Annotated in this window: 23 protein-coding genes and 1 other RNA gene; 13 read left to right on the top strand and 11 right to left on the bottom strand. The window is 55.0% G+C overall.

Features of this window, described 5'->3' with window-relative positions; translation table 11 throughout:
* Positions 1–2: 2 nt before the first annotated feature.
* From hisN to V7775_RS06820, 3 genes are all read right to left on the bottom strand, one after another.
* Positions 3–812, bottom strand: coding sequence for a histidinol-phosphatase (gene hisN / locus V7775_RS06830; protein WP_335751136.1), 810 nt, complete (start codon positions 810–812; stop codon positions 3–5).
* A 94-nt stretch (positions 813–906) separates the two neighbouring features.
* Positions 907–1,269, bottom strand: coding sequence for a helix-turn-helix domain-containing protein (locus V7775_RS06825; protein WP_335751135.1), 363 nt, complete (start codon positions 1,267–1,269; stop codon positions 907–909).
* A 208-nt stretch (positions 1,270–1,477) separates the two neighbouring features.
* Complete coding sequence (locus tag V7775_RS06820; protein ID WP_335751134.1) at positions 1,478–2,329, bottom strand: LysR family transcriptional regulator; 852 nt, start codon at positions 2,327–2,329, stop codon at positions 1,478–1,480.
* A 120-nt stretch (positions 2,330–2,449) separates the two neighbouring features.
* Here V7775_RS06820 and V7775_RS06815 point away from each other — a divergent pair, with 120 nt between their 5' ends.
* From V7775_RS06815 to V7775_RS06805, 3 genes are all read left to right on the top strand, one after another.
* Positions 2,450–2,653, top strand: coding sequence for a DUF1127 domain-containing protein (locus tag V7775_RS06815; RefSeq protein WP_335751133.1), 204 nt, complete (start codon positions 2,450–2,452; stop codon positions 2,651–2,653).
* A 108-nt stretch (positions 2,654–2,761) separates the two neighbouring features.
* Positions 2,762–3,538, top strand: coding sequence for a Bax inhibitor-1/YccA family protein (locus tag V7775_RS06810; RefSeq protein ID WP_335751132.1), 777 nt, complete (start codon positions 2,762–2,764; stop codon positions 3,536–3,538).
* 68 nt (positions 3,539–3,606) lie between these two features.
* On the top strand, positions 3,607–3,915 hold the full coding sequence (locus tag V7775_RS06805) for a DUF1272 domain-containing protein (protein WP_335751131.1): 309 nt from the start codon (positions 3,607–3,609) through the stop codon (positions 3,913–3,915).
* On the opposite strand, the gene V7775_RS06800 is transcribed toward V7775_RS06805, so the two are convergent.
* The 7 genes from V7775_RS06800 to gatC form a co-directional block, all read right to left on the bottom strand.
* A complete protein-coding gene (locus V7775_RS06800) occupies positions 3,912–4,433 on the bottom strand; it encodes an AAA family ATPase (protein ID WP_335751130.1) in 522 nt (173 codons plus the stop codon). The two genes, V7775_RS06805 and V7775_RS06800, sit on opposite strands and share 4 nt — an antisense overlap.
* Positions 4,434–4,510: 77 nt before the next feature.
* Positions 4,511–4,678, bottom strand: a complete 168-nt coding sequence (rpmG, locus tag V7775_RS06795) for a 50S ribosomal protein L33 (protein WP_184563578.1) — start codon at positions 4,676–4,678, stop codon at positions 4,511–4,513.
* A 149-nt stretch (positions 4,679–4,827) separates the two neighbouring features.
* Positions 4,828–5,235: RNase P RNA component class A (gene rnpB / locus V7775_RS06790), an RNA gene on the bottom strand.
* Between the two features lie 35 nt (positions 5,236–5,270).
* Positions 5,271–5,933 carry an N-acetylmuramoyl-L-alanine amidase gene (locus tag V7775_RS06785; protein WP_335751129.1) on the bottom strand — a complete coding sequence of 221 codons (663 nt, stop codon included), beginning with the start codon at positions 5,931–5,933 and terminating at the stop codon, positions 5,271–5,273.
* Positions 5,934–5,944: 11 nt separating this feature from the next.
* Positions 5,945–6,697 (bottom strand): hypothetical protein, encoded by a 753-nt coding sequence (locus tag V7775_RS06780; RefSeq protein WP_335751128.1) that lies wholly within the window; start codon positions 6,695–6,697, stop codon positions 5,945–5,947.
* Positions 6,698–6,735: 38 nt separating this feature from the next.
* Complete coding sequence (gene gatA / locus V7775_RS06775; RefSeq protein ID WP_335751127.1) at positions 6,736–8,226, bottom strand: Asp-tRNA(Asn)/Glu-tRNA(Gln) amidotransferase subunit GatA; 1,491 nt, start codon at positions 8,224–8,226, stop codon at positions 6,736–6,738.
* On the bottom strand, positions 8,226–8,513 hold the full coding sequence (gatC, locus tag V7775_RS06770; RefSeq protein WP_335751126.1) for an Asp-tRNA(Asn)/Glu-tRNA(Gln) amidotransferase subunit GatC: 288 nt from the start codon (positions 8,511–8,513) through the stop codon (positions 8,226–8,228). Before gatC ends, gatA begins: the two co-directional genes overlap by 1 nt.
* A 162-nt stretch (positions 8,514–8,675) precedes the next feature.
* On the opposite strand from gatC, the gene V7775_RS06765 reads away from it, so the two are divergent.
* The gene (locus tag V7775_RS06765) at positions 8,676–9,374 is read left to right on the top strand and encodes a metal-dependent hydrolase (protein ID WP_335751125.1); all 699 of its coding nucleotides are present in this window, start codon (positions 8,676–8,678) and stop codon (positions 9,372–9,374) included.
* 42 nt (positions 9,375–9,416) lie between these two features.
* Here the strand turns inward: V7775_RS06765 and V7775_RS06760 are convergent, their stop codons facing one another.
* Complete coding sequence (locus tag V7775_RS06760; RefSeq protein WP_335751124.1) at positions 9,417–9,872, bottom strand: nucleoside deaminase; 456 nt, start codon at positions 9,870–9,872, stop codon at positions 9,417–9,419.
* Between the two features lie 63 nt (positions 9,873–9,935).
* On the opposite strand from V7775_RS06760, the gene V7775_RS06755 reads away from it, so the two are divergent.
* The 9 genes from V7775_RS06755 to dtd all read left to right on the top strand — a co-directional run bounded on the left by V7775_RS06755 (position 9,936) and on the right by dtd (position 19,004).
* On the top strand, positions 9,936–11,078 hold the full coding sequence (locus tag V7775_RS06755; protein ID WP_335751123.1) for a pseudouridine synthase: 1,143 nt from the start codon (positions 9,936–9,938) through the stop codon (positions 11,076–11,078).
* Between the two features lie 319 nt (positions 11,079–11,397).
* Complete coding sequence (locus V7775_RS06750) at positions 11,398–12,216, top strand: TerC family protein (RefSeq protein ID WP_335751122.1); 819 nt, start codon at positions 11,398–11,400, stop codon at positions 12,214–12,216.
* Positions 12,217–12,377: 161 nt separating this feature from the next.
* A complete protein-coding gene (locus tag V7775_RS06745; RefSeq protein WP_335751121.1) occupies positions 12,378–13,271 on the top strand; it encodes a 5-bromo-4-chloroindolyl phosphate hydrolysis family protein in 894 nt (297 codons plus the stop codon).
* Between the two features lie 33 nt (positions 13,272–13,304).
* A complete protein-coding gene (locus V7775_RS06740; protein WP_335751120.1) occupies positions 13,305–14,489 on the top strand; it encodes a toxic anion resistance protein in 1,185 nt (394 codons plus the stop codon).
* A 68-nt stretch (positions 14,490–14,557) separates the two neighbouring features.
* Positions 14,558–15,463: a DUF2927 domain-containing protein gene (locus V7775_RS06735; protein ID WP_335751119.1), complete on the top strand. Its 906-nt coding sequence runs from the start codon at positions 14,558–14,560 to the stop codon at positions 15,461–15,463.
* Between the two features lie 100 nt (positions 15,464–15,563).
* The gene (locus V7775_RS06730; RefSeq protein ID WP_335751118.1) at positions 15,564–16,676 is read left to right on the top strand and encodes an SPFH domain-containing protein; all 1,113 of its coding nucleotides are present in this window, start codon (positions 15,564–15,566) and stop codon (positions 16,674–16,676) included.
* 97 nt (positions 16,677–16,773) lie between these two features.
* On the top strand, positions 16,774–17,883 hold the full coding sequence (locus V7775_RS06725) for a primosomal protein N' (replication factor Y) - superfamily II helicase (protein ID WP_443070097.1): 1,110 nt from the start codon (positions 16,774–16,776) through the stop codon (positions 17,881–17,883).
* 3 nt (positions 17,884–17,886) lie between these two features.
* Positions 17,887–18,564: a nitroreductase gene (locus V7775_RS06720; RefSeq protein WP_335751117.1), complete on the top strand. Its 678-nt coding sequence runs from the start codon at positions 17,887–17,889 to the stop codon at positions 18,562–18,564.
* The gene (dtd, locus tag V7775_RS06715) at positions 18,561–19,004 is read left to right on the top strand and encodes a D-aminoacyl-tRNA deacylase (protein ID WP_335751116.1); all 444 of its coding nucleotides are present in this window, start codon (positions 18,561–18,563) and stop codon (positions 19,002–19,004) included. Before V7775_RS06720 ends, dtd begins: the two co-directional genes overlap by 4 nt.
* Positions 19,005–19,055 lie beyond the last annotated feature (51 nt).

Below are 19,055 nucleotides of genomic sequence, written 5' to 3'. Positions count from 1 at the left end.
ACTCACGAGGGGAACTGCGCGCGCAGAATGGTTAATGCTTCGGCGTGGATTTCGGGATTGGCAGCGGCAAGTGCCCTGCCTCCGTTGTGTGCAGGGCCACCATTCCAGTCAGTGACAATTCCCCCTGCCGCTTGGATCAAGGCCAACGGACCCTGGATGTCATAGGCCTGCAAGCTTGCCTCGATCACCAGATCAACCTGCCCTGAGGCCACAAGCGCATAAGCGTAACAATCCATTCCATAGCGCGTCAGTAGCGCCTTTTGGGCAACCGCATGAAACGCAGCCCCTTCTTCTTTACTCCCCACTTCAGGGAAGGTTGTGAAAACCGTCGCCTCTGACAACGGGCGCGCCGCACGGGTTTGGATGGACCGTTGTTCATCGCCACGGATCAGCACTGCTCCTTCGGGCGTCCCGATAAAACGCTCACCAATATAGGGCTGATCGACAATGCCCAGAAATGGCCCGTCTTCGCCGCCGACGGCGATCAGCACACCCCATGTCGGGGTCCCAGAAACAAACCCGCGCGTGCCATCAATCGGGTCAAGCACCCATGTCAGCCCTGTGGTGCCTGCTTTGGTGCCAAGTTCTTCGCCGAGAATGGCGTCATTCGGGCGATGCTCAGCCAAAACTGCGCGCATTGCGGCCTCCCCTGCGCGGTCAGCCACAGTAACGGGGTCATATCCGCCTTCCAGCTTATTGTCCGCACCTAGATCGGCACTTCGAAAATACGGCAATATCACCTCACCAGCGGCATCCGCCATCAGATGGGCAACTTTGGTTAATTCTGCGGTCAGTATTGGATCATTTTTCATGCGACTGTCGTCTCACTCAAATGACAATCTTGCAAGCATTCGAAATCAAAAGGTACGCCAAGCACAGCATTTTCCGCGAAACCCCGCCGAAACGTCAGTTAACCGCCGTAAGGGCACGTGCAAGATCCATAAGGCGCTGCCGCTGACTTTTGGGCATTGCATGGTAAGTATCCACCAACTCCACGGCCTCTTTCTCAGCCAACAGATCGATAGACGGATTTTCTCGTTCATCCCCATTTCTTAAAACACCATGAAAAAAGAAACCAACCGGAACATCCATCGTGTTGGCGATGTCCCACAAACGCGAGGCGCTGACACGGTTTGCGCCTGTTTCGTATTTTTGAATCTGTTGAAACCTGATGCCCACACTATCGGCAAGCACTTGTTGCGTCATGTCGATCATCCAACGCCGTTGGCGTATCCGTCTTCCCACATGGGCGTCTACGATATGTACCATATCAACTCCCTAACTCTTTAACTTCTGCTTCCCCTTTGCGCCAAAAACATTGCACAGCGGGAAAAGCAGCACTCACTAACGCTCAGTTAACCATAAACTTTTCGCCAGTGTCGAGCGCAAAAGTCGCATCCCACTTATGTCGACTAGAATGCTGACGCATGCAGCCTGCCCAAATTCCTGCACTGTTTACCCGTAGAAAAGTTAACACTTACTTTGCCCGCATGCTCTTTCCCAACAATTCAACCAGTTTAGAAACAGGCTCAGATCGCTTTCCGTCGGCTTGATATAGATTGATCAATTGGACAGGCAGCTCTGGCAGGGCACCATCATGTTTAATGCGCGCAAATTGCTGCGGTTCTGTGCCTTCAATCGCCGTGTGAACGGCAAGGTCGGCACTGACTGTAGCGTGAATTGCACTGTCATTATCCGTCTCTAGCAACATCTGCCATTGGATCCCCGCCTCGTCCAAGGCAGCAACCACATGCGGGCGAAAGGTACATAGCCGTCCATATGCAATGCTCAGCGGGCGTTGTCGCCATGCAGCCCCCCCAGCAGCACCAATCCAATGCAGCGGACGTTCGGCCAATGTTACACCACCCGCCTCCAGTGTGGTTTCCGTGGTGAGAATCACATCACACTCGCCTTTTGCGAACATGCTCTTAAGTGTCCGCGTGTGCGACGCTTCGAGCAAAATGCGAATAGAAGGGAACACCGCGTTGAACTGCTTAAGCACCTGCGGAATCGCAGGATAGACAATATCATGAGGCACCCCAAGACGCAGCGTGCCTTCAGGTTCTTGCGCGGTCAGGCGCAGAACCGCCTCATCATTCATTGCAACCATCCGGCGCGCATAGCTTAACAAATGGTCCCCGCTGGCGGTAAACGCGATCCCGCGGCCGCTACGATCAAGCAGCTGCACATCCAGCAGTTCTTCGAGTCTCTTTAACTGCATGGAGACCGCAGATTGTGTGAGATTCAAGAACCCCGCCGCGCGGGTAACCCCCCCTGCATCGGCCACAGCCACCAACGCCCGCAGCGTCGCTATATCAAGATTCCTCATACATCACCAATTCAAATACGTTGCATCAATAACATTCATTTCCATGATGAATGAAAGCACTCCATATATCAAGCATTGAAATGAATAACGAAAACACATCACAGAAATTGGAGTTTCAAAATGCGTATCGCCCTCTCTCACTCAGTTCACCAATCCCGTCGTCCCCGTCTGTCCTTGCGGGCGGCAATCGCACTATGGCGCAGTCGCCGCGCCCTTGCCGTACTGTCTGATGCACAGCTTAACGATGTCGGGTTAGGCCATGCCGACGCACAAGCCGAGGCTGCGCGGCCGATCTGGGACACCCCAGCAGCATGGAAGTGTTAATCTGTAGCTAAATCTCTACCGAAAAACCTTGAAAAACAGACCTTCTGACCCGATATTAGTCGTGTCTCTGCGTAAAATATTTGCGCGGCCCAGTTTTAGGAGTTTTAAATGGCAGACGTGAATACAATCCGGACCAGTGCCGGTAGTCGCACAGCCGCGATTGATGAAGGCCTGCGTGCCCACATGAGCAAAGTCTACGGCACCATGTCCGTAGGTATGTTGATTACATTTGCTGCAGCATGGGCCATTTCCGGTCTTGCAGTCACATCCGACCCAGCCGGGGCCACTATGGCATTGCGTGAAGGTCAATATCTGACGGGCTTGGGTCAAGCGCTCTATGCTTCCCCGCTCAAATGGGTTGTGATGTTAGCCCCGCTTGCATTTGTGTTTGGCTTTGGTGCCGCGATCAACCGTATCTCAGCCGCTTCCGCGCAGCTGATGTTTTACGCATTTGCGTTTGTTATGGGCTTGTCCATTAGCTCGATCTTCCTCGTCTTCACTGGTGCATCGATCATTCAGGTCTTTCTGATTACATCGATCGCCTTTGCAGGACTATCGATCTATGGCTACGCCACGAAAAAAGACATCTCCGGTTGGGGTTCATTCCTCATCATGGGTGTTATTGGCCTGATCGCAGCATCAATCATCAACATCTTTCTGGGTAGCCCAGCGATTACATTCGCAATCTCTGCAATCGGTGTACTGATTTTCGCGGGCCTCACGGCCTATGACACACAGCGCATCAAGACCGACTACATCGCACATGCTCAGCATGGTGATAGCGAATGGTTGGGCAAAGCGGCCATCATGGGATCGCTGAGCCTTTACCTGAACTTCATCAACATGTTCATGATGTTACTGCAACTGTTCGGTAACCGCGAGTAACTGCGCAATACCTCTAAAAGTTATCAAAGCCGCTCCTTCGGGGGCGGCTTTTTTTGTAGGAGAGCTAAATGTTAGAGCTAAGACCAAACTGTGAGATGTGTGACCGCGACTTGCCGCCAGACAACACAGATGCCCGCATCTGTAGTTATGAGTGCACGTTTTGCGCTGACTGCGTCGAGACGGCTTTACACAACATCTGCCCCAACTGTGGTGGTGGGTTTGTGCACCGTCCCATACGGCCTCAAAAAGCGCACCGTGACGGCACTGGCCTGCGCCATCACCCCGCAGGAACCAAACGTGCAAAGATGAAGTGGACCACAGCGGATGTCAGCACCTTTGTGAGCAAGCTGCGCAACATCCCGCCACAGGACCGCTAAAGCACTGAAAACGCCTTCTGAAAGGCGCGCACTGCGCCTGCGCTGCGCAGGTGGTGAATTACTGCTGCTCCGTCATGCAGATGCACTGTATCGGCAATCTTCTGGCGGGAGCTGTTTCTGTTCTGCCAAATCCAAATCAAAAAATTCAGCGTATCGCGATCAAGCTTTTCGGGGCACCCTTCGGGGAGGTCAGGACGCGATTGCCCTCGATATCGCCAAGAGCGCTGGATAACCCGCCACAGGCGCACAGAAACAGGCAGGTCCAACCACACCAGAAAATCTGCACGTGCTAACCGCTCTGCATAACGCTCTGAGATACCGCCCCCTATTATCCAACGCTCACTTTCTTCAACCAAGCGGATCATTTCCAATCGATCAGCCCGAGGCCGCTCAATCCAGTCTGGCATCCAATGGATGTGATCCATGTGCTGTACTGGTAGGCCTGTTTGCTCCCCAACCCAGCGTGCCATGGTTGATTTCCCCGAACCAGGGCCACCTACGATCATGATACGTTTCATCGCTCCCCCTCTGCCCCACAAACGCAAAAAGCCGCGCAGTGATGCGCGGCTTTCTAAATCTCTAAAGAGAGGCGATCTTACTTGATCTTACCTTCTTTGTAATCAACGTGCTTGCGCGCAACGGGGTCATATTTTTTCATAACCATTTTTTCGGTCATGGTGCGCGCGTTCTTTTTGGTCACGTAGAAATGGCCTGTGCCCGCGGACGAGTTAAGACGGATCTTGATCGTGGTTGGCTTAGCCATTTTGTATTCTCCTGTGCTGCGGCACGCCCATTCGGCGCGCGCGCGTAATCTCTGTTCATCGGCTTCTACCTTCGCACCCGCCCGAGTCAACCCCGTTTTGCGTGTCAGCCCCTCGAAGTGAGCGAAAACTCGATCCTCGAGGCAGATATTTGCGCGGAAGGCCTATAAGCCGGATTTTGTCTTGGGGTACGCTTGCGCAGACCCCATAGATGACCATTCCTCTGACCATGCCGTTACCGACACAGCTACAGCCGCCAACCCGGACCTGCTGGAGCATAAGAAGCTCCGCCAGTTGCCCAGCACGCGGTCCCTATTTGGCGTTGCTCCCAGTGGGGCTTGCCATGCCGCCGCTGTTACCAGCAGCGCGGTGGGCTCTTACTCCACCGTTTCACCCTTACCCTACGTCTGCGCAAGCACAGGCGCGAGGGCGGTCTATTTTCTGTGGCGCTTTCCGTCGGGTTGCCCCGCCCGGGCGTTACCCGGCACCGTTTCTTATTGGAGTCCGGACTTTCCTCCCCATTGCCCGAAGACAACGAAGCAGCCATCCAGCCTTCCGCGCAAGGCACCGACTATCGCGGTGAACCCCACTCCGTCAAGTCCAGAGCGCGGCATGCCCTAATGGTGTGTAGTCCTGCGCACCCAATGGGCCCCTTGCATTGGGTCTGTAGCGCAGCCGAACAGCAGCAAGCAGAGCCTCATCGTTGACGTCCGCAGTATACCCTGCCTGCTGCGCAACCTTTCGGAAGCTATCGGGATTAGGGTCTTGAGGTCCGCCATCACATCCGCCTTTGCCTGCAAGCCCTTGGCGTTCAAGGCGCGCCCAGTCAAAATACGGACCAGGATCGCTTTTTCGGCCCGGTGCCATATCAGAATGGCCAATCACGCCTTCGGGCGTAATACTCCAACGGTCCATGATCCCGCGCAACAAAGCTTCGAGTGCGTCCATTTGCATCGCTGAAAACGGATGAGTGCCGCGATTATCAAGCTCTATGCCGATCGAGCGTGAGTTGATGTCGTCCACGCCGCACCATTCGCCAGCACCTGCGTGCCATGCACGGTCGGCTTCCTCAACCATCTGCGTCACCACCCCCTGCGCATCGATAAGATAATGCGCCGACACTTCGACTTCGGGATCGCATAGACGATCAAGCGCGGCCTGCGCGCTTTCCATGGCGGTGTAATGAATAACGATCAGTTCGGGCGTTAGCCCGTCCCTGCGCGGTCCGCAATTAGGAGAATTCCGACGCTGCAGCACGCAGGTCCGCCTTAGTTACCCAAAGTACGGTAAACTGTTGGATCCCATGTACAAGCGTATCCATCCCCATCAGGGTCCATGCCGTTACGGTCTTTTTGCGGACCACCAGCGGCTAAGAAATCAGACTGGGCCTGATCCAAATGCGAGTATTTACCGCAATTGCGGCTGTACTTGTTCTTGCCGTTAAATTTGCTCCGCTTGTACAGCTTGGTGCCGATAGCGTGGCTGCTGCCCAGCGCGTAGGCCACAATATTGGGGCCTGTTTCGGAACGCTGTGGCAATGCCTGCGGCTGGATCACTTGGTATTGGGCGCGGTTAGCGGCAATCCGCGCGGCGTCACTTTCGATGCTGCGCTGGCCTGAAACCGCATCAAAGCTATTTTCTTGGCTAATACCAGTTGCGCTGTTGATCACGGCAGGGGCCGGATTGGACGGGCTGGCTTCAACAGGTGCGATGCCTGAATTATTGGCCGCAGCAGCAAGGCGTTCTGCATCCGCAGGGAGGCCCGTTTGCGCCAATATTGCTGTGGTTTGGGCTGCGGTATCCGCAGCAGAACCCGCAGGTGGTAAAGGTTGTGCGCTTACACCCGGCGCTGTTGGAACAACAGCTGTGCCATTGGCGAGTGCAGCATCACGGTTAGCGCGTTGCGCATCAAAAGTTTGATCAAACCCCACGCCAAAACGGGTGTCTTCAGGGACCGTAGGTTGGCACGCGGCCACTGCGGCCACGGCACATGCACCCAGCACAATTCGGATACTCATCATTTCACAGGCCTGCATTCTTGTTACGCGTTGGGCGCCGTTTACCACCATTTTTGTGGTTTGGCTACAAAACCTGCCGCTTTCTCAAGCGCATAGGCGGAAGATAGCAGATCGCCTTCTTCCCACGGACGCCCGATCAGCTGCAAACTCATTGGCAAACCTTGGCTATTCGTACCGGTCGGGACCGCAATACCCGGCAAACCAGCAAGGTTCACTGTCACGGTAAAGACGTCGTTGAGGTACATCTTGATCGGGTCTGCATCAGTCATTTCGCCCAAGCCAAAGGCGGCTGAAGGCGTTGCTGGTGTCAGGATACAGTCGATGCCCGCCGCAAACACGTCGTCAAAGTCTTTCTTGATCAACGTCCGCACGCGGCGCGCACGGTTGTAATATGCATCATAAAAACCTGCAGACAAAACATAGGTCCCGATCATCACACGGCGCTGCACCTCAGGGCCAAAACCTTCGGCGCGGGTTTTTTCATACATCTCGGTGATGCCATCGCCTGCGTCCAGTTTGGCGCGGTGGCCATAACGCACACCATCATAGCGCGCGAGGTTGGAAGATGCCTCGGCTGGGGCGATCACGTAATAGGCTGGCAGCGCGTATTTGGTGTGTGGCAGCGAGATATCGACGATCTCGGCGCCAGCGTCTTTGAGCATGGCTGTGCCATCCGCCCACAGCTTTTCGATTTCGTCAGGCATGCCGTCCATGCGGTATTCTTTTGGAATACCAATCTTTTTGCCGCGAATATCACCCGTTAAGGCCGCTTCAAAGTTTGGCACGGCCAGATCAGCGCTTGTGCTGTCTTTTGGATCAAAGCTGGCCATCGCTTCCAGCATGATTGCCGCATCGCGCACGGATTTGGTCATTGGTCCTGCTTGGTCCAATGAAGACGCAAACGCGACCACACCCCAGCGAGAGCAACGGCCATATGTTGGTTTGATGCCTACTGTACCCGTAAATGCGGCCGGCTGGCGAATTGATCCGCCTGTATCCGTTCCCGTTGCCGCAAGGCACAGATCAGCCGCAACCGCAGCCGCCGACCCACCAGATGAACCACCTGGCGTGAGTGCGGTATCTTCGTTACCGCGACGCCATGGGTTAATCGCATTGCCATAGGCAGATGTTTCGTTGGAGGAACCCATCGCGAATTCGTCCATGTTGAGCTTGCCCAACATCACCGCGCCTGCGTCTTGCAGGTTTTGGCTTACAGTAGATTCGTATTCGGGTTTGAACCCTTCGAGAATGCGAGAGGCCGCTTGGGATGGCACACCTTTGGTGCAGAACAGGTCTTTGATCCCGATGGGCAGGCCGCACATGGCGGGCGCTTCATCACTGCCCTTCAGGCGTTCATCTGCTGCTGCTGCGCGTTCCATTGCCAGTTCTGGCGTGTGGTGCACAAACGCATTGAGCGCGCCTGCGCCCTCGATCGCTTTCAGGCATGCCTCGGTCAATTCTTTGGAGGTTGTGTCGCCTTTGCGCAGCGCATCGCGCGCTTCTGCTAGGCCCAGTTTGTTTAATTCAGTCATTATTCAACCACCTTCGGCACAGCAAAGAAGCCTTCACGCGCATCTGGCGCATTCTTGAGGATTGCAGCTTGTTGATCACCATCAGCAACCACATCTGCGCGGCGTCTCAGGTTTTGTGGGGTCACCGAGGTCATCGGTTCCACACCTTCAATGTCAACTTCGCCCAATTGCTCAATGAAGCCAAGAATCGTGTTAAATTCCTGCGCCAACGCCGGAAGCGCCTCAGGTTCAACTTTGATACGGGCCAGTTTTGCAACCCGCGCGGCGGTGCTTTCATCAATCGACATAGGTTTTCCTCATCTGCTTGTTTGTCCTCTACCGCCCTCACGCCGCTGCCGCAAGTCACACGCAGGTGTTGCAGAGGCCTTGTGCGCAAATTTGCGCTAAGGCCCTCGCCATTGCGGCGCGATGAGCTAAGATTGGATTTCGCAATCAGCAGGAGAAATAACATGAATATCATCTGGCTCGGACACGGATCATTTCGCATCGAAATTGAAGATCAGGTTATTTTGGTGGACCCATGGCTCACTGGGAACCCCATGCTGAACAAAGAACAGCACCAGCCCGCCATTGCCGGTGCCACACATATTCTGGTGACCCATGGTCATTTTGATCACATCGCTGATGTTGTGCAAATTTCCAAAGATACAGGTGCGCCAGTGTCGGGGATGTATGAGCTTGCGCAATACCTCCACACCCAAGGTGCTGTTGAAGGCCATATATTTAATATGGGCGGCACGATTCCTTTGGGCGAGAGCGCGACAGCTTGTCTTGTGCCTGCCTCGCACTCCTCCTCAGCCGATGTAAGTGGCGCGCGCCCCTACATGGGGTCAGAATCAGGGTTCATCATTCGCGGCGAAGGCCACTGTATCTATGTTTCGGGTGACACAGGACTGATGGCTGACATGGCGTGGATCGGTGATTATTTCAAACCCAACGTCGGCATCCTGTCGGCGGGTGGGTATTACACGATGGACATGGATATGGCCGCTTATGCGGCACGGACCTATTTTGACTTCAAGGTCATCATACCCTGCCACTACCGCACCATGCCAGCCCTTGAGCAATCCGCCGAAGCGCTGGCCAAAGGTGTTCTGCCGGGTACGTCCGTGATCGAACCCCAAGTGCTTGAGGCCATCTCGCTATAGTCGAGACAGCAAAGGCGCGGCCGAACGTTAGCTACTTGCTATCTACTGGCCGCGCCTTTGCGCAAAGAAGTCGCGCAGCAATTGTGCGGATGCGCTTTCGGCGATTCCATCAAATATTTCAGGCACATGATGGCATTGCGGATGGGAAAACACCCGCGCGCCCTGCGCCACGCCGCCGGATTTTGGATCAGACGCACCATAATACAGCCGATCTATCCGTGCATTGGTGATGGCCCCTGCACACATCGCACAAGGCTCTAATGTCACATACAGCGCGCATCCAATAAGGCGTTCAGTCCCTAAATGGGTACAGGCCGCGCGAATCGCCAACATTTCAGCATGGGCAGATGGGTCATTGTTTTCACGGGTGCGATTGCCCGCACTTGCAATCGCTTTGCCCTCTGGTGAAACCACTACAGCCCCCACAGGAACTTCGCCGCGCGCAGCGGCTGCGCGGGCTTCTTCTAGTGCTGCTTGCATAAACGATCTAAATGCCATGCCCCTTGATGCGGTAAAAACCGTCTCTTTCGCAAGAGGCACGCTTGAGGTATGGCTCAGCTTATGAATGATACCCCATCCTCCTCGCCCGAAGGCGACCGCATCGCAAAAATCCTCTCTCGTGCTGGCATCGCCAGCCGCAGGGAAGCCGAGCGGATGATCGAAGCAGGCCGCGTGACGGTCAACGGCGCGATTATTTCGTCGCCCGCGCTGAACGTGACTGATGCAGATCGTATCACGGTTGATGGCAAGCCTGTCGGCCCTGCCGAGCCTGCGCGCATGTGGCTGTACAACAAGCCTACAGGCTTGGTGACCAGCGACAACGATGAAAAGGGGCGTAAGACCATCTATGACACCATGCCGGTAGATTTGCCGCGCGTGATGAGCATTGGACGTCTTGATATCAACTCAGAAGGTTTGCTGCTGCTGACCAATGATGGTGGCATCAAACGCCATTTGGAATTGCCTTCAACTGGATGGTTGCGCCGCTACCGTGTCCGCGTAAATGGCCGTCCCACGGATGAAGAACTGGAACCGTTGCGCAAAGGGATCATCGCTGATGGCGAACCGTTCCAGCCAATGGAAGTTGTTCTGGACCGCCAGCAAGGCGCAAACGCGTGGCTCACTGTTGGTCTGCGCGAAGGCAAAAATCGTGAAATTCGCCGCGCGATGGATGAAATCGGCCTCAGTGTGAACCGCTTGATCCGTGTCAGCTATGGCCCATTTCGATTGGGCGAGCTGCGCCAAGGTGAAGTAGAAGAAGTCCGCCGCAAAGTGTTGCGCGATCAGTTAGGTCCTGATGCTGAAAAGATGCTGGGTGCGGCTCCTGAGGCCCCCACTCAGGTAAAGCCCCGCTTTAAGCGTCGCGTGGCGCATAAGGGTGATTTCGACGGCCCCGGCAAGCCAGGGCGTCCAAAGACCCGTGAAGAACTGGAAAAACTGGAAGAAAACCAACCAAAGCGCAGCAAATCGTTCAAGCAAGGCCGCCCAGACAAAGCAGCGCGCGACGCAGCACGTCGTGCAGATGGCACTGGCAAACCGCGCACATCAAGTGGACCAGCAAGGCATAGCGGAACTGCATCTAATAGCGGACCTGCAGCCAAACCGCGCACATTCAGCAGCGCAGCCTCCAAACCCCGCACGTTCAGCAGCTCAGCGTCCAAAGCGCGCGCGCCGACAGGTCCAAAGACCCCTCGCAAACGCTAAAGCGATCAGATTACGTGCGCACCAACGCGGTGACTGTTAATACAGCGCCGATGGCAACAACCATGATTCCCAAGCGCTTACGGTGCTTGGAGGATGCACTTTTTATCCTTACAGGCTTACGTTTTTCTACAAGTAGTCTTTGTTGCATCTTTTGATCTCTCCACGCACACAAGCCCCTAAAACTATCAAATACTCTTAACGAACACGCGTGTAGGGTCTTTTCCCCATGCTTTCCCCGTGTGGTTCAATTCACATCGTCACCCCACTGGGTTAAAGAAGCATTATAAATGCAGAAATTTATTGATCCGAAGGAACCTCCATGGCCGATCTGCTGACTTTCGAAAACTTGGGCAACCTCATCATGTTGTGCTTTTTGCAAGCCGTGTTGGGGTTTGATAACCTGCTGTACATCTCAATCGAGAGCCAACGCGCGCCGGTGGCCCAACAGGCCGCAGTACGCAAATGGGGGATCCTCCTAGCCGTGGCCCTGCGAGTGGTTTTACTGTTTGTTATGATCCGGTTAATCGACGCCATGGCCGAACCATTCTTCATCCTTAACTGGGAAGGTGTGCTGACAGGTGGTGTGAACTTTGCCACGCTGGTGTTCATTATTGGCGGTATTTTCATCATGTACACCGCCGTCAAGGAAATCGGTCACATGCTCGCAGTTGAGCATCTGGATGCCGACCTGAGCAATAAATCTGGTAAATCAGCCGCAAAAGTTGTCGCGATGATCGTTTTGATGAACCTTATCTTTTCGTTTGATTCGGTTCTGTCGGCCTTGGCGATTACAGATGTGTTCGAGATCCTCGCAACCGCGATCATCTTGTCTGGCATTGCAATGTTGCTGTTGGCCGAACGGGTTACCCAGTTTCTGGAAAAGAACCGCATGTACGAAGTGCTGGGCCTGTTTATCCTGTTGATCGTTGGTATCGTTTTGCTGGGCGAAGCGGGTCAAGCCGCCTCTCATGCCATGCATGATCCTGAGCTGGCTTTGCGTTTCTTCGGTTACGAAGTCATTCCAATGTCCAAAACCACGTTCTATTTCAGCGTCTTGGTCCTTGTTGCGGTTGAAGTCATTCAATCTGGCTATACCCGCAAGCTTAACGCAGAGCGGCGGACAGGCCAGCGGCACTAGAAACCGTTACGCTGGCTGCTTATGCTATTTGTTATTACGCCATACGACACATTAGAATTACGAGGGGCCCATGGGACCTAGAGCACTGCAAAAAACGGCCTATATCGCACTGATTGTGTTACTCTTCGGTGTCAGCTCTGGTTGGATCGGGGGGCTATAGAATGGCAAAACGGTATGGCGGCAAGTTCAGCCCTGATGGCGAAACAACCGCCCCAAGCACGCAAGGCGCTAAACGGAAGCGCCGGATCGACGTTGATCCGGTAGGCGGGCGTGCCAATGTTTTGTTCATTCCTGCCATCGTGCTGGTCGCGACCAGCTTTGGCGGAGGCGCTGTAACCTTACTCACTGCGATGCTTGGCGCGCTGTCCCTCACCCTTGCGGCGTGGTTGCTGCGCAGTGGGTTGCGGGCCGAAGTCGCCTACAACGAGCGCAAAGTGGCACGCCGCCCTGCCCTGCCACGCAAGATACTTGCAGCGGGCCTAAGCGGCGTTGGCACTGCACTCGCGGTGATCGCGCATCTGAATGGTTTCGATATCCTATCGCCCATTATCTACGGTGTGATCGCAACAGGTCTGCACATCGCGGCCTTTGGGTTGGACCCTATGCGCAACAAAGGCATGGATGGCATCGATACCTTCCAACAAGACCGCGTTGCACGAGTGGTTGATGAAGCGGAAAAGCATCTTGAGACCATGCGCGAGACAATCCTGCGCGCCAATGACCGCCAAACTGCCGCCCGTCTGGAAGATTTCGGCGACACCGCCCGGGAGCTGATCCGTACCGTCGAAGAAGACCCACGCGACCTAACCGCCGCGCGCAAGTATCTGGGCGTCTATTTAAAGGGCGCGCGCGATGCGACGGCCAAGTTCGCGGATATCTATGCCCGCACCCAAGACACACAAGCCCGAACTGATTATCTGGCGCTTCTTGATGACCTCGAGAAGAACTTTGCTGCGCGTAACCGTAAATCGCTACTCGAAGACCGTGGCGATCTGAATGTAGAAATTGACGTGCTGCGTGAGCGGCTGTCGCGTGAAGGTGTGCGTCTGGATTGACCTCCTGCACTCCACATTAACAAGGAACAAAATATGTCTGAGACCGTCCGTGAAAAAGCTGCACAATCCCTCGCAATGGTTGAGGAAGTGACCGCAGTGATCCTGCCAGAACCAACCCAAGCCAACGACGTCATCACACTGGAGCAGGCAGATGCACCGCAAAGCGCTGAAATCCGCTCGCGCATGGATGAGCTGGACATGGACGACACGCAGTCGATCATCAGTTTTGGCTCTGCTGCTCAGGCTGAATTGCAGGAAATCTCGCAGGCGATGTTGCAAGACGTGCGCAACAAAGATGTGGGCCCAGCTGGCGACAGCCTGCGCGGGATGGTCACCGCAATCCGCGGGTTCTCTGTTTCCGAACTTGACGTGCGCCGCAGCCGCAGCTGGTGGGAAAAGCTAATTGGTCGCGCAGCACCTTTCGCCAAATTCACCGCGAAATTCGAAAAAGTCCAAGGCCAGATCGACAAGATCACCGATAACCTGCTGAGCCATGAGCACACGCTGCTTAAAGACATCAAATCCCTCGACATGTTGTATGAAAAAACACTGCAGTTCTACGATGAGCTGGCGCTGTATATTGCAGCAGGTACGGCAAAAATTGCTGAACTTGATGCAACGGTGATCCCTGCCAAAGAAGCCGATGTGCAAGCTGCGGCAGAAAACGATCAGGTGATGGTAGCACAGGAACTGCGCGATCTGCGCGCAGCCCGTGATGACCTTGAACGCCGCGTGCATGATCTGAAACTCACGCGTCAGGTGACTATGCAGTCGCTGCCGTCCATTCGTTTGGTTCAGGAAAACGACAAAAGCCTTGTGACCAAGATCAACTCGACGCTCGTGAACACCGTTCCGCTGTGGGAAACGCAGCTGGCACAGGCCGTAACGATCCAACGCTCTGCCGAGGCCGCCGTTGCCGTGCGCGCAGCCAACGATCTGACCAACGAATTGTTGACCTCAAACGCCAAGAACCTGCGTTCAAGCAACAAAATCATCCGCGAAGAAATGGAACGCGGTGTGTTTGACATCGAGGCCGTCAAGGAAGCCAACGCACATCTTATCGGCACCATCGAGGAAAGCCTGCAGATCGCGGACGAAGGCAAGGCAAAGCGTGCCTCTGCCGAGAAAGAGCTCAAAGAAATGGAAGCCAAGCTGCGCGATACGCTTGCTTCTGCCAAGGCCACCAAGACTGGTCTAGGCGATACGGTTTCTAGCTGAGCATGAATAGGGCGCGTAAAATTCTCGTAATAAGTCTGGGGCTGATTGCTCTGGGACTTTCTGCGTGTATGGATTTTTCTTCTCCGGTTGGCACCGTGAAGACACCAGTGGCGCGCCCTAACATTTCGACCAAGCCCAACGCACCAGCCCCGCCAAGGGTTGCGCGCCCCACATCAGAGGCCAGCGCGTCGCTGCGCAGTTATCTCAATCAGGTGCAAGGCGCACAGCTGAGCCAAGGATTGTTGCGCCGTGATGGCGGCGGCATTGACACGCCGTTTACCAACACAATGCTTGCCCGCAACTTTGAACAAATCGCATTTTATAACGAGTACGACGGTAGTTTCTCTAACCGTGGAGGCCCAAGCCCGTTGCGCCGTTGGGCTGCTCCCGTTCGCATGGACATCATATTTGGGGATAGTGTTCCGCCGTCCCAGCGTGCTGGCGACGCAAAAAATGTACGCAATTATGCCGCGCGATTAGGCCGCGTCACCGGTCATCCGGTCAGCATGAGCAAGAATGCAAATTTTATCGTCGTTATCGCAGGGGAAGATGACCGCGCAGAAACGTTGGCTACCGCTGCCGCACGGGTTCCCGGGATAACAACAGCCAGCCTTACGCCGCTGAACAATCTGCCACGTGACACCTATTGCGTGGTGGCTGCGTATGCATCTGGCAGTGGCGCAAATACGTATACAGCAGCACTGGCGGTTATCCGTGCTGAAAATCCCAGCCTGCTTAGGCTGTCGTGCATCCACGAAGAACTTGCACAAGGGATGGGCCTCGCCAATGACAGCCCAAATGCGCGCCCTTCCATCTTTAACGATGATGATGAATTTGCACTGCTCACACGCCATGACGAGTTGCTGCTTGAGATGCTGTATGATCCACGCCTGCGGATAGGTATGAATGCAGAACAGGCGCGCCCAACCGTACAAAAAATAGCATCAGAACTCACCACCAGCGGGCCAGTATGATTGATGGCAGGAAACTCTGACCGTCCTATTGTGTGCCGTTTCTTGATAAGCTGCGGACAGACGCATAAACGACAAGACAAACAACCCTGAAGGATACTCCATGGGCATTTTCGATTTTCTCTCCGGTGAATTCATCGACGTCATCCATTGGACCGACGACACACGCGACACGCTGGTTTGGCGCTTTGAACGCGAAGCACATGAGATCAAATACGGTGCCAAGCTGACTGTGCGCGAAGGCCAAGCAGCCGTATTCATCCACGAAGGCCAACTGGCCGATGTGTTTACGCCCGGTCTCTATATGCTTGAGACAAATAACCTACCGATCATGACGACGCTGCAGCATTGGGATCACGGCTTTAAGTCTCCGTTCAAATCCGAGATCTATTACGTCAACACAACGCGGTTTAGCGATCTCAAATGGGGCACCAAAAACCCAATTATCGTGCGCGATCCTGAGTTTGGCCCCGTACGTCTGCGCGCCTTTGGCACATACTCAGTCCGTGTAGTTGATCCGGCACTGTTCCTGCGCGAAATCGTTGGCACTGACGGCGAATTCACCATGGATGAGATCAGCTTCCAGATCCGCAACATCATTGTTCAGGAATTCTCGCGTACAATTGCGCGGGCACAAATCCCTGTTCTTGATATGGCTGCCAACACCCGCGAGTTGGGCAAGCTAGTGAGTGGAGAGATCGCAGCACAACTAGCCGAATACGGTCTGGCCATCCCCGAACTTTATATCGAAAACATCTCACTGCCCAAAGCAGTCGAAGAGGTTATGGATAAACGCTCATCAATGGGTGTGATCGGGAACCTAAACGAATACATGCAGTTCCAAGCTGCCGAAGCATTGGGCCGTGACGGTGCTGGTGCTGCGGCCATTCAGGCAGGCATGGGTGCTGGCCTTGGCATGCAAATCGGAGCACAAGCAGCCGCTGGCGGGCCATGGGGTGCACAGCCAGCCGCTAAGGCCGCGCCAATCGCGCCACCTCCACCACCTGTTGAACATGTTTGGCACATTGCAGAGGGCGGCGAGACAACTGGCCCCTATTCCAAGGCAAAGATGGGCCGCATGGTGACTGAAGGGTCCCTAAAACGGAGCAGCTTTGTTTGGACTCCGGGCCAAGACGGCTGGAAGCCCGCCGAAGACGTGATGGAGCTGGCGCAGCTGTTCACAGTCATGCCACCGCCCCCACCACCAGCTGGATAAACACAAACGTTTAGCCTGATGCCCGACGGTGTCAGGCTGACATCAACAGGCGCTGCAAAACATTGGCCGCGATCCCTCCAGTTCAAAAGGTCAGCCCTTGTCCGACATCGACCCAGACACAGTCCTGCAAGAGCACCGCTTTCCCTGTGATACTTGTGGCAGCGACCTGCGCTATGATCCGCAAAGTAGTGAGTTGAAATGCGATCACTGCGGCAACATCCAACAAATTGGGACTGTCTGGACACAGAACCGCGCGATCGCTGAGTTGGACCTTAACCAAGGCCTTTCACAGTCGCTTGATACCGCCGAGATGGAAGAAACCCGCGTTAGCCAATGCCCCAATTGCGCGGCGCAGGTCGAATTTGACGCAAACAGCCAAGCTGCCGAATGTCCGTTTTGCGCCACGCCTGTGGTTGTGGATACAGGCCTTCACCGCCACATCAAACCGCGCGCGGTACTGCCCTTTGCACTGGCCGAAGAAACGGCACGCGATGCTATGAAAGACTGGTTGGGGGGCCTGTGGTTCGCGCCCAACGGCTTGCAGGCTTATGCCCGTAAGGGACGTCAGATGAACGGCATCTATGTCCCTTACTGGACTTATGATGCGCAATCTAACACGCGCTATTCTGGTGAACGCGGCACAGTATATTACGAAACACGCACTGTCATGCGCGATGGTAAACGCCAGCAAGTCCGCGTGGCCAAGGTCCGCTGGCATAGCGCATCAGGACGGGTTGCGCGCTTCTTTGATGACGTGCTGGTGTTGGGATCAAACTCATTGCCCAAACGTTTTACCGATGCGCTGGAACCTTGGGATTTGGCCGCGCTTGAGCCTTATGCCCCTGAATACCTCGCGGGCTTTCGCGCTGAAGGATACACAGTGGCCCTTGATGAAGGGTTTGAAGAAGCGCGCGCAAAGATGGACGCCATGATCCGCCGTGATATCAAATTTGACATTGGGGGGGACCGCCAGCGTATCCACTCCATGGATGTTGACCTTAGCGCCATGACATTCAAACACATCCTACTGCCCGTCTGGTTGGCCGCCTACAAATACCGCGGCAAAACCTACCGCTTTGTCGTGAACGGCCGCACAGGGCGTGTACAGGGCGAGCGCCCCTACTCAGCGATTAAGATCACCATTGCCATCGTTGCGGGGTTAATCATCGCTGGGATCATTGGCTACCTCTATGCACAGAACGGATAAGACATGACTGCAATTGATACGCTCTCACAGATCCTAACAGACCGCTATTCATGTCGCGCGTTTCTACCGGATACTGTTCCAGATGCAGACCTCACCCGCATTGTAGAGGTCGCACGCCTTGTGCCGTCTTGGTGCAACGCCCAACCTTGGCAGGTCGAGATCACACGCGGTGCTGCCACCGATCGGTTGCGCGACAAGCTGATGCAAACAGCCCAAGCCGGAACGCCCCCAACGCCTGACCTTGATTGGCCAACAAAATACACTGGTCATTATTCCGAGCGCCGCCGCACCTGCGGTTTTCAACTGTATGACGCCGTCGGCATCGACAAATCAAACCGCGCGGGCCGCGCTGCACAAATGCTACGCAACTACACGTTCTTTGACGCCCCACACGTTGCAATCATCCACTCCCCTGCCGAGCTTGGACCGTACGGCGCAATGGATACTGGCGGCTTTGTCACTGCCTTTACATTAGCCGCTACCGCCCTTGGGGTGGCTACAATCCCTCAAGCGGCGATTGCCGCCTACGCGCCGCTCCTGAAAGAGCACCTAGGCATCGCGGACGATCGCCTAATCCTATGCGCAATCTCGCTGGGTTATGCTGATCCTGACGCCCCTGCCAACAGCTTTAGAACGGAACGCGCAGAGCCTGAGCAGATCATCGGCTGGCATGACACATGAGGGCACTCATCCAGCGCGTCACAGACGCAAGCGTCACCGTGAGCGGTGAAACCATCGGGCAAATAAACGCAGGCCTGCTCATTCTCGTCTGTGCAATGCCAGATGATGACTATGACACCGCAAAACAACTCGCTTTGAAAATATCAAAGCTGCGCCTCTTCAAAGATGACGCGGATAAGATGAACCTCAGCGTCATACAAACCGGCGGTTCGGCTTTAGTTGTCAGCCAGTTCACCCTTGCAGCAGATACATCTCGCGGAAATCGCCCCGGTTTTTCCGGTGCAGCAAAGCCTGACATCGCTGAAACCCTCAACCTCCAATTTGCATCAGCCCTTCGTGATCTAAACATTCCTGTCCAAACGGGGCAGTTTGGCGCAGATATGTCCGTAGCCCTTACCAACGACGGGCCCGTCACACTCTGGCTCGACACAGGGACTTAACGCCTCCGCGTACGACAGTGTGAAACGCAAAATGCGGACCGCAATGGCCCG

The organism is Sulfitobacter sp., assembly GCF_036960155.1.
In the GTDB taxonomy this organism is placed as follows: domain Bacteria; phylum Pseudomonadota; class Alphaproteobacteria; order Rhodobacterales; family Rhodobacteraceae; genus Sulfitobacter.
This window is presented reverse-complemented; position numbering and strand designations above follow the sequence as displayed.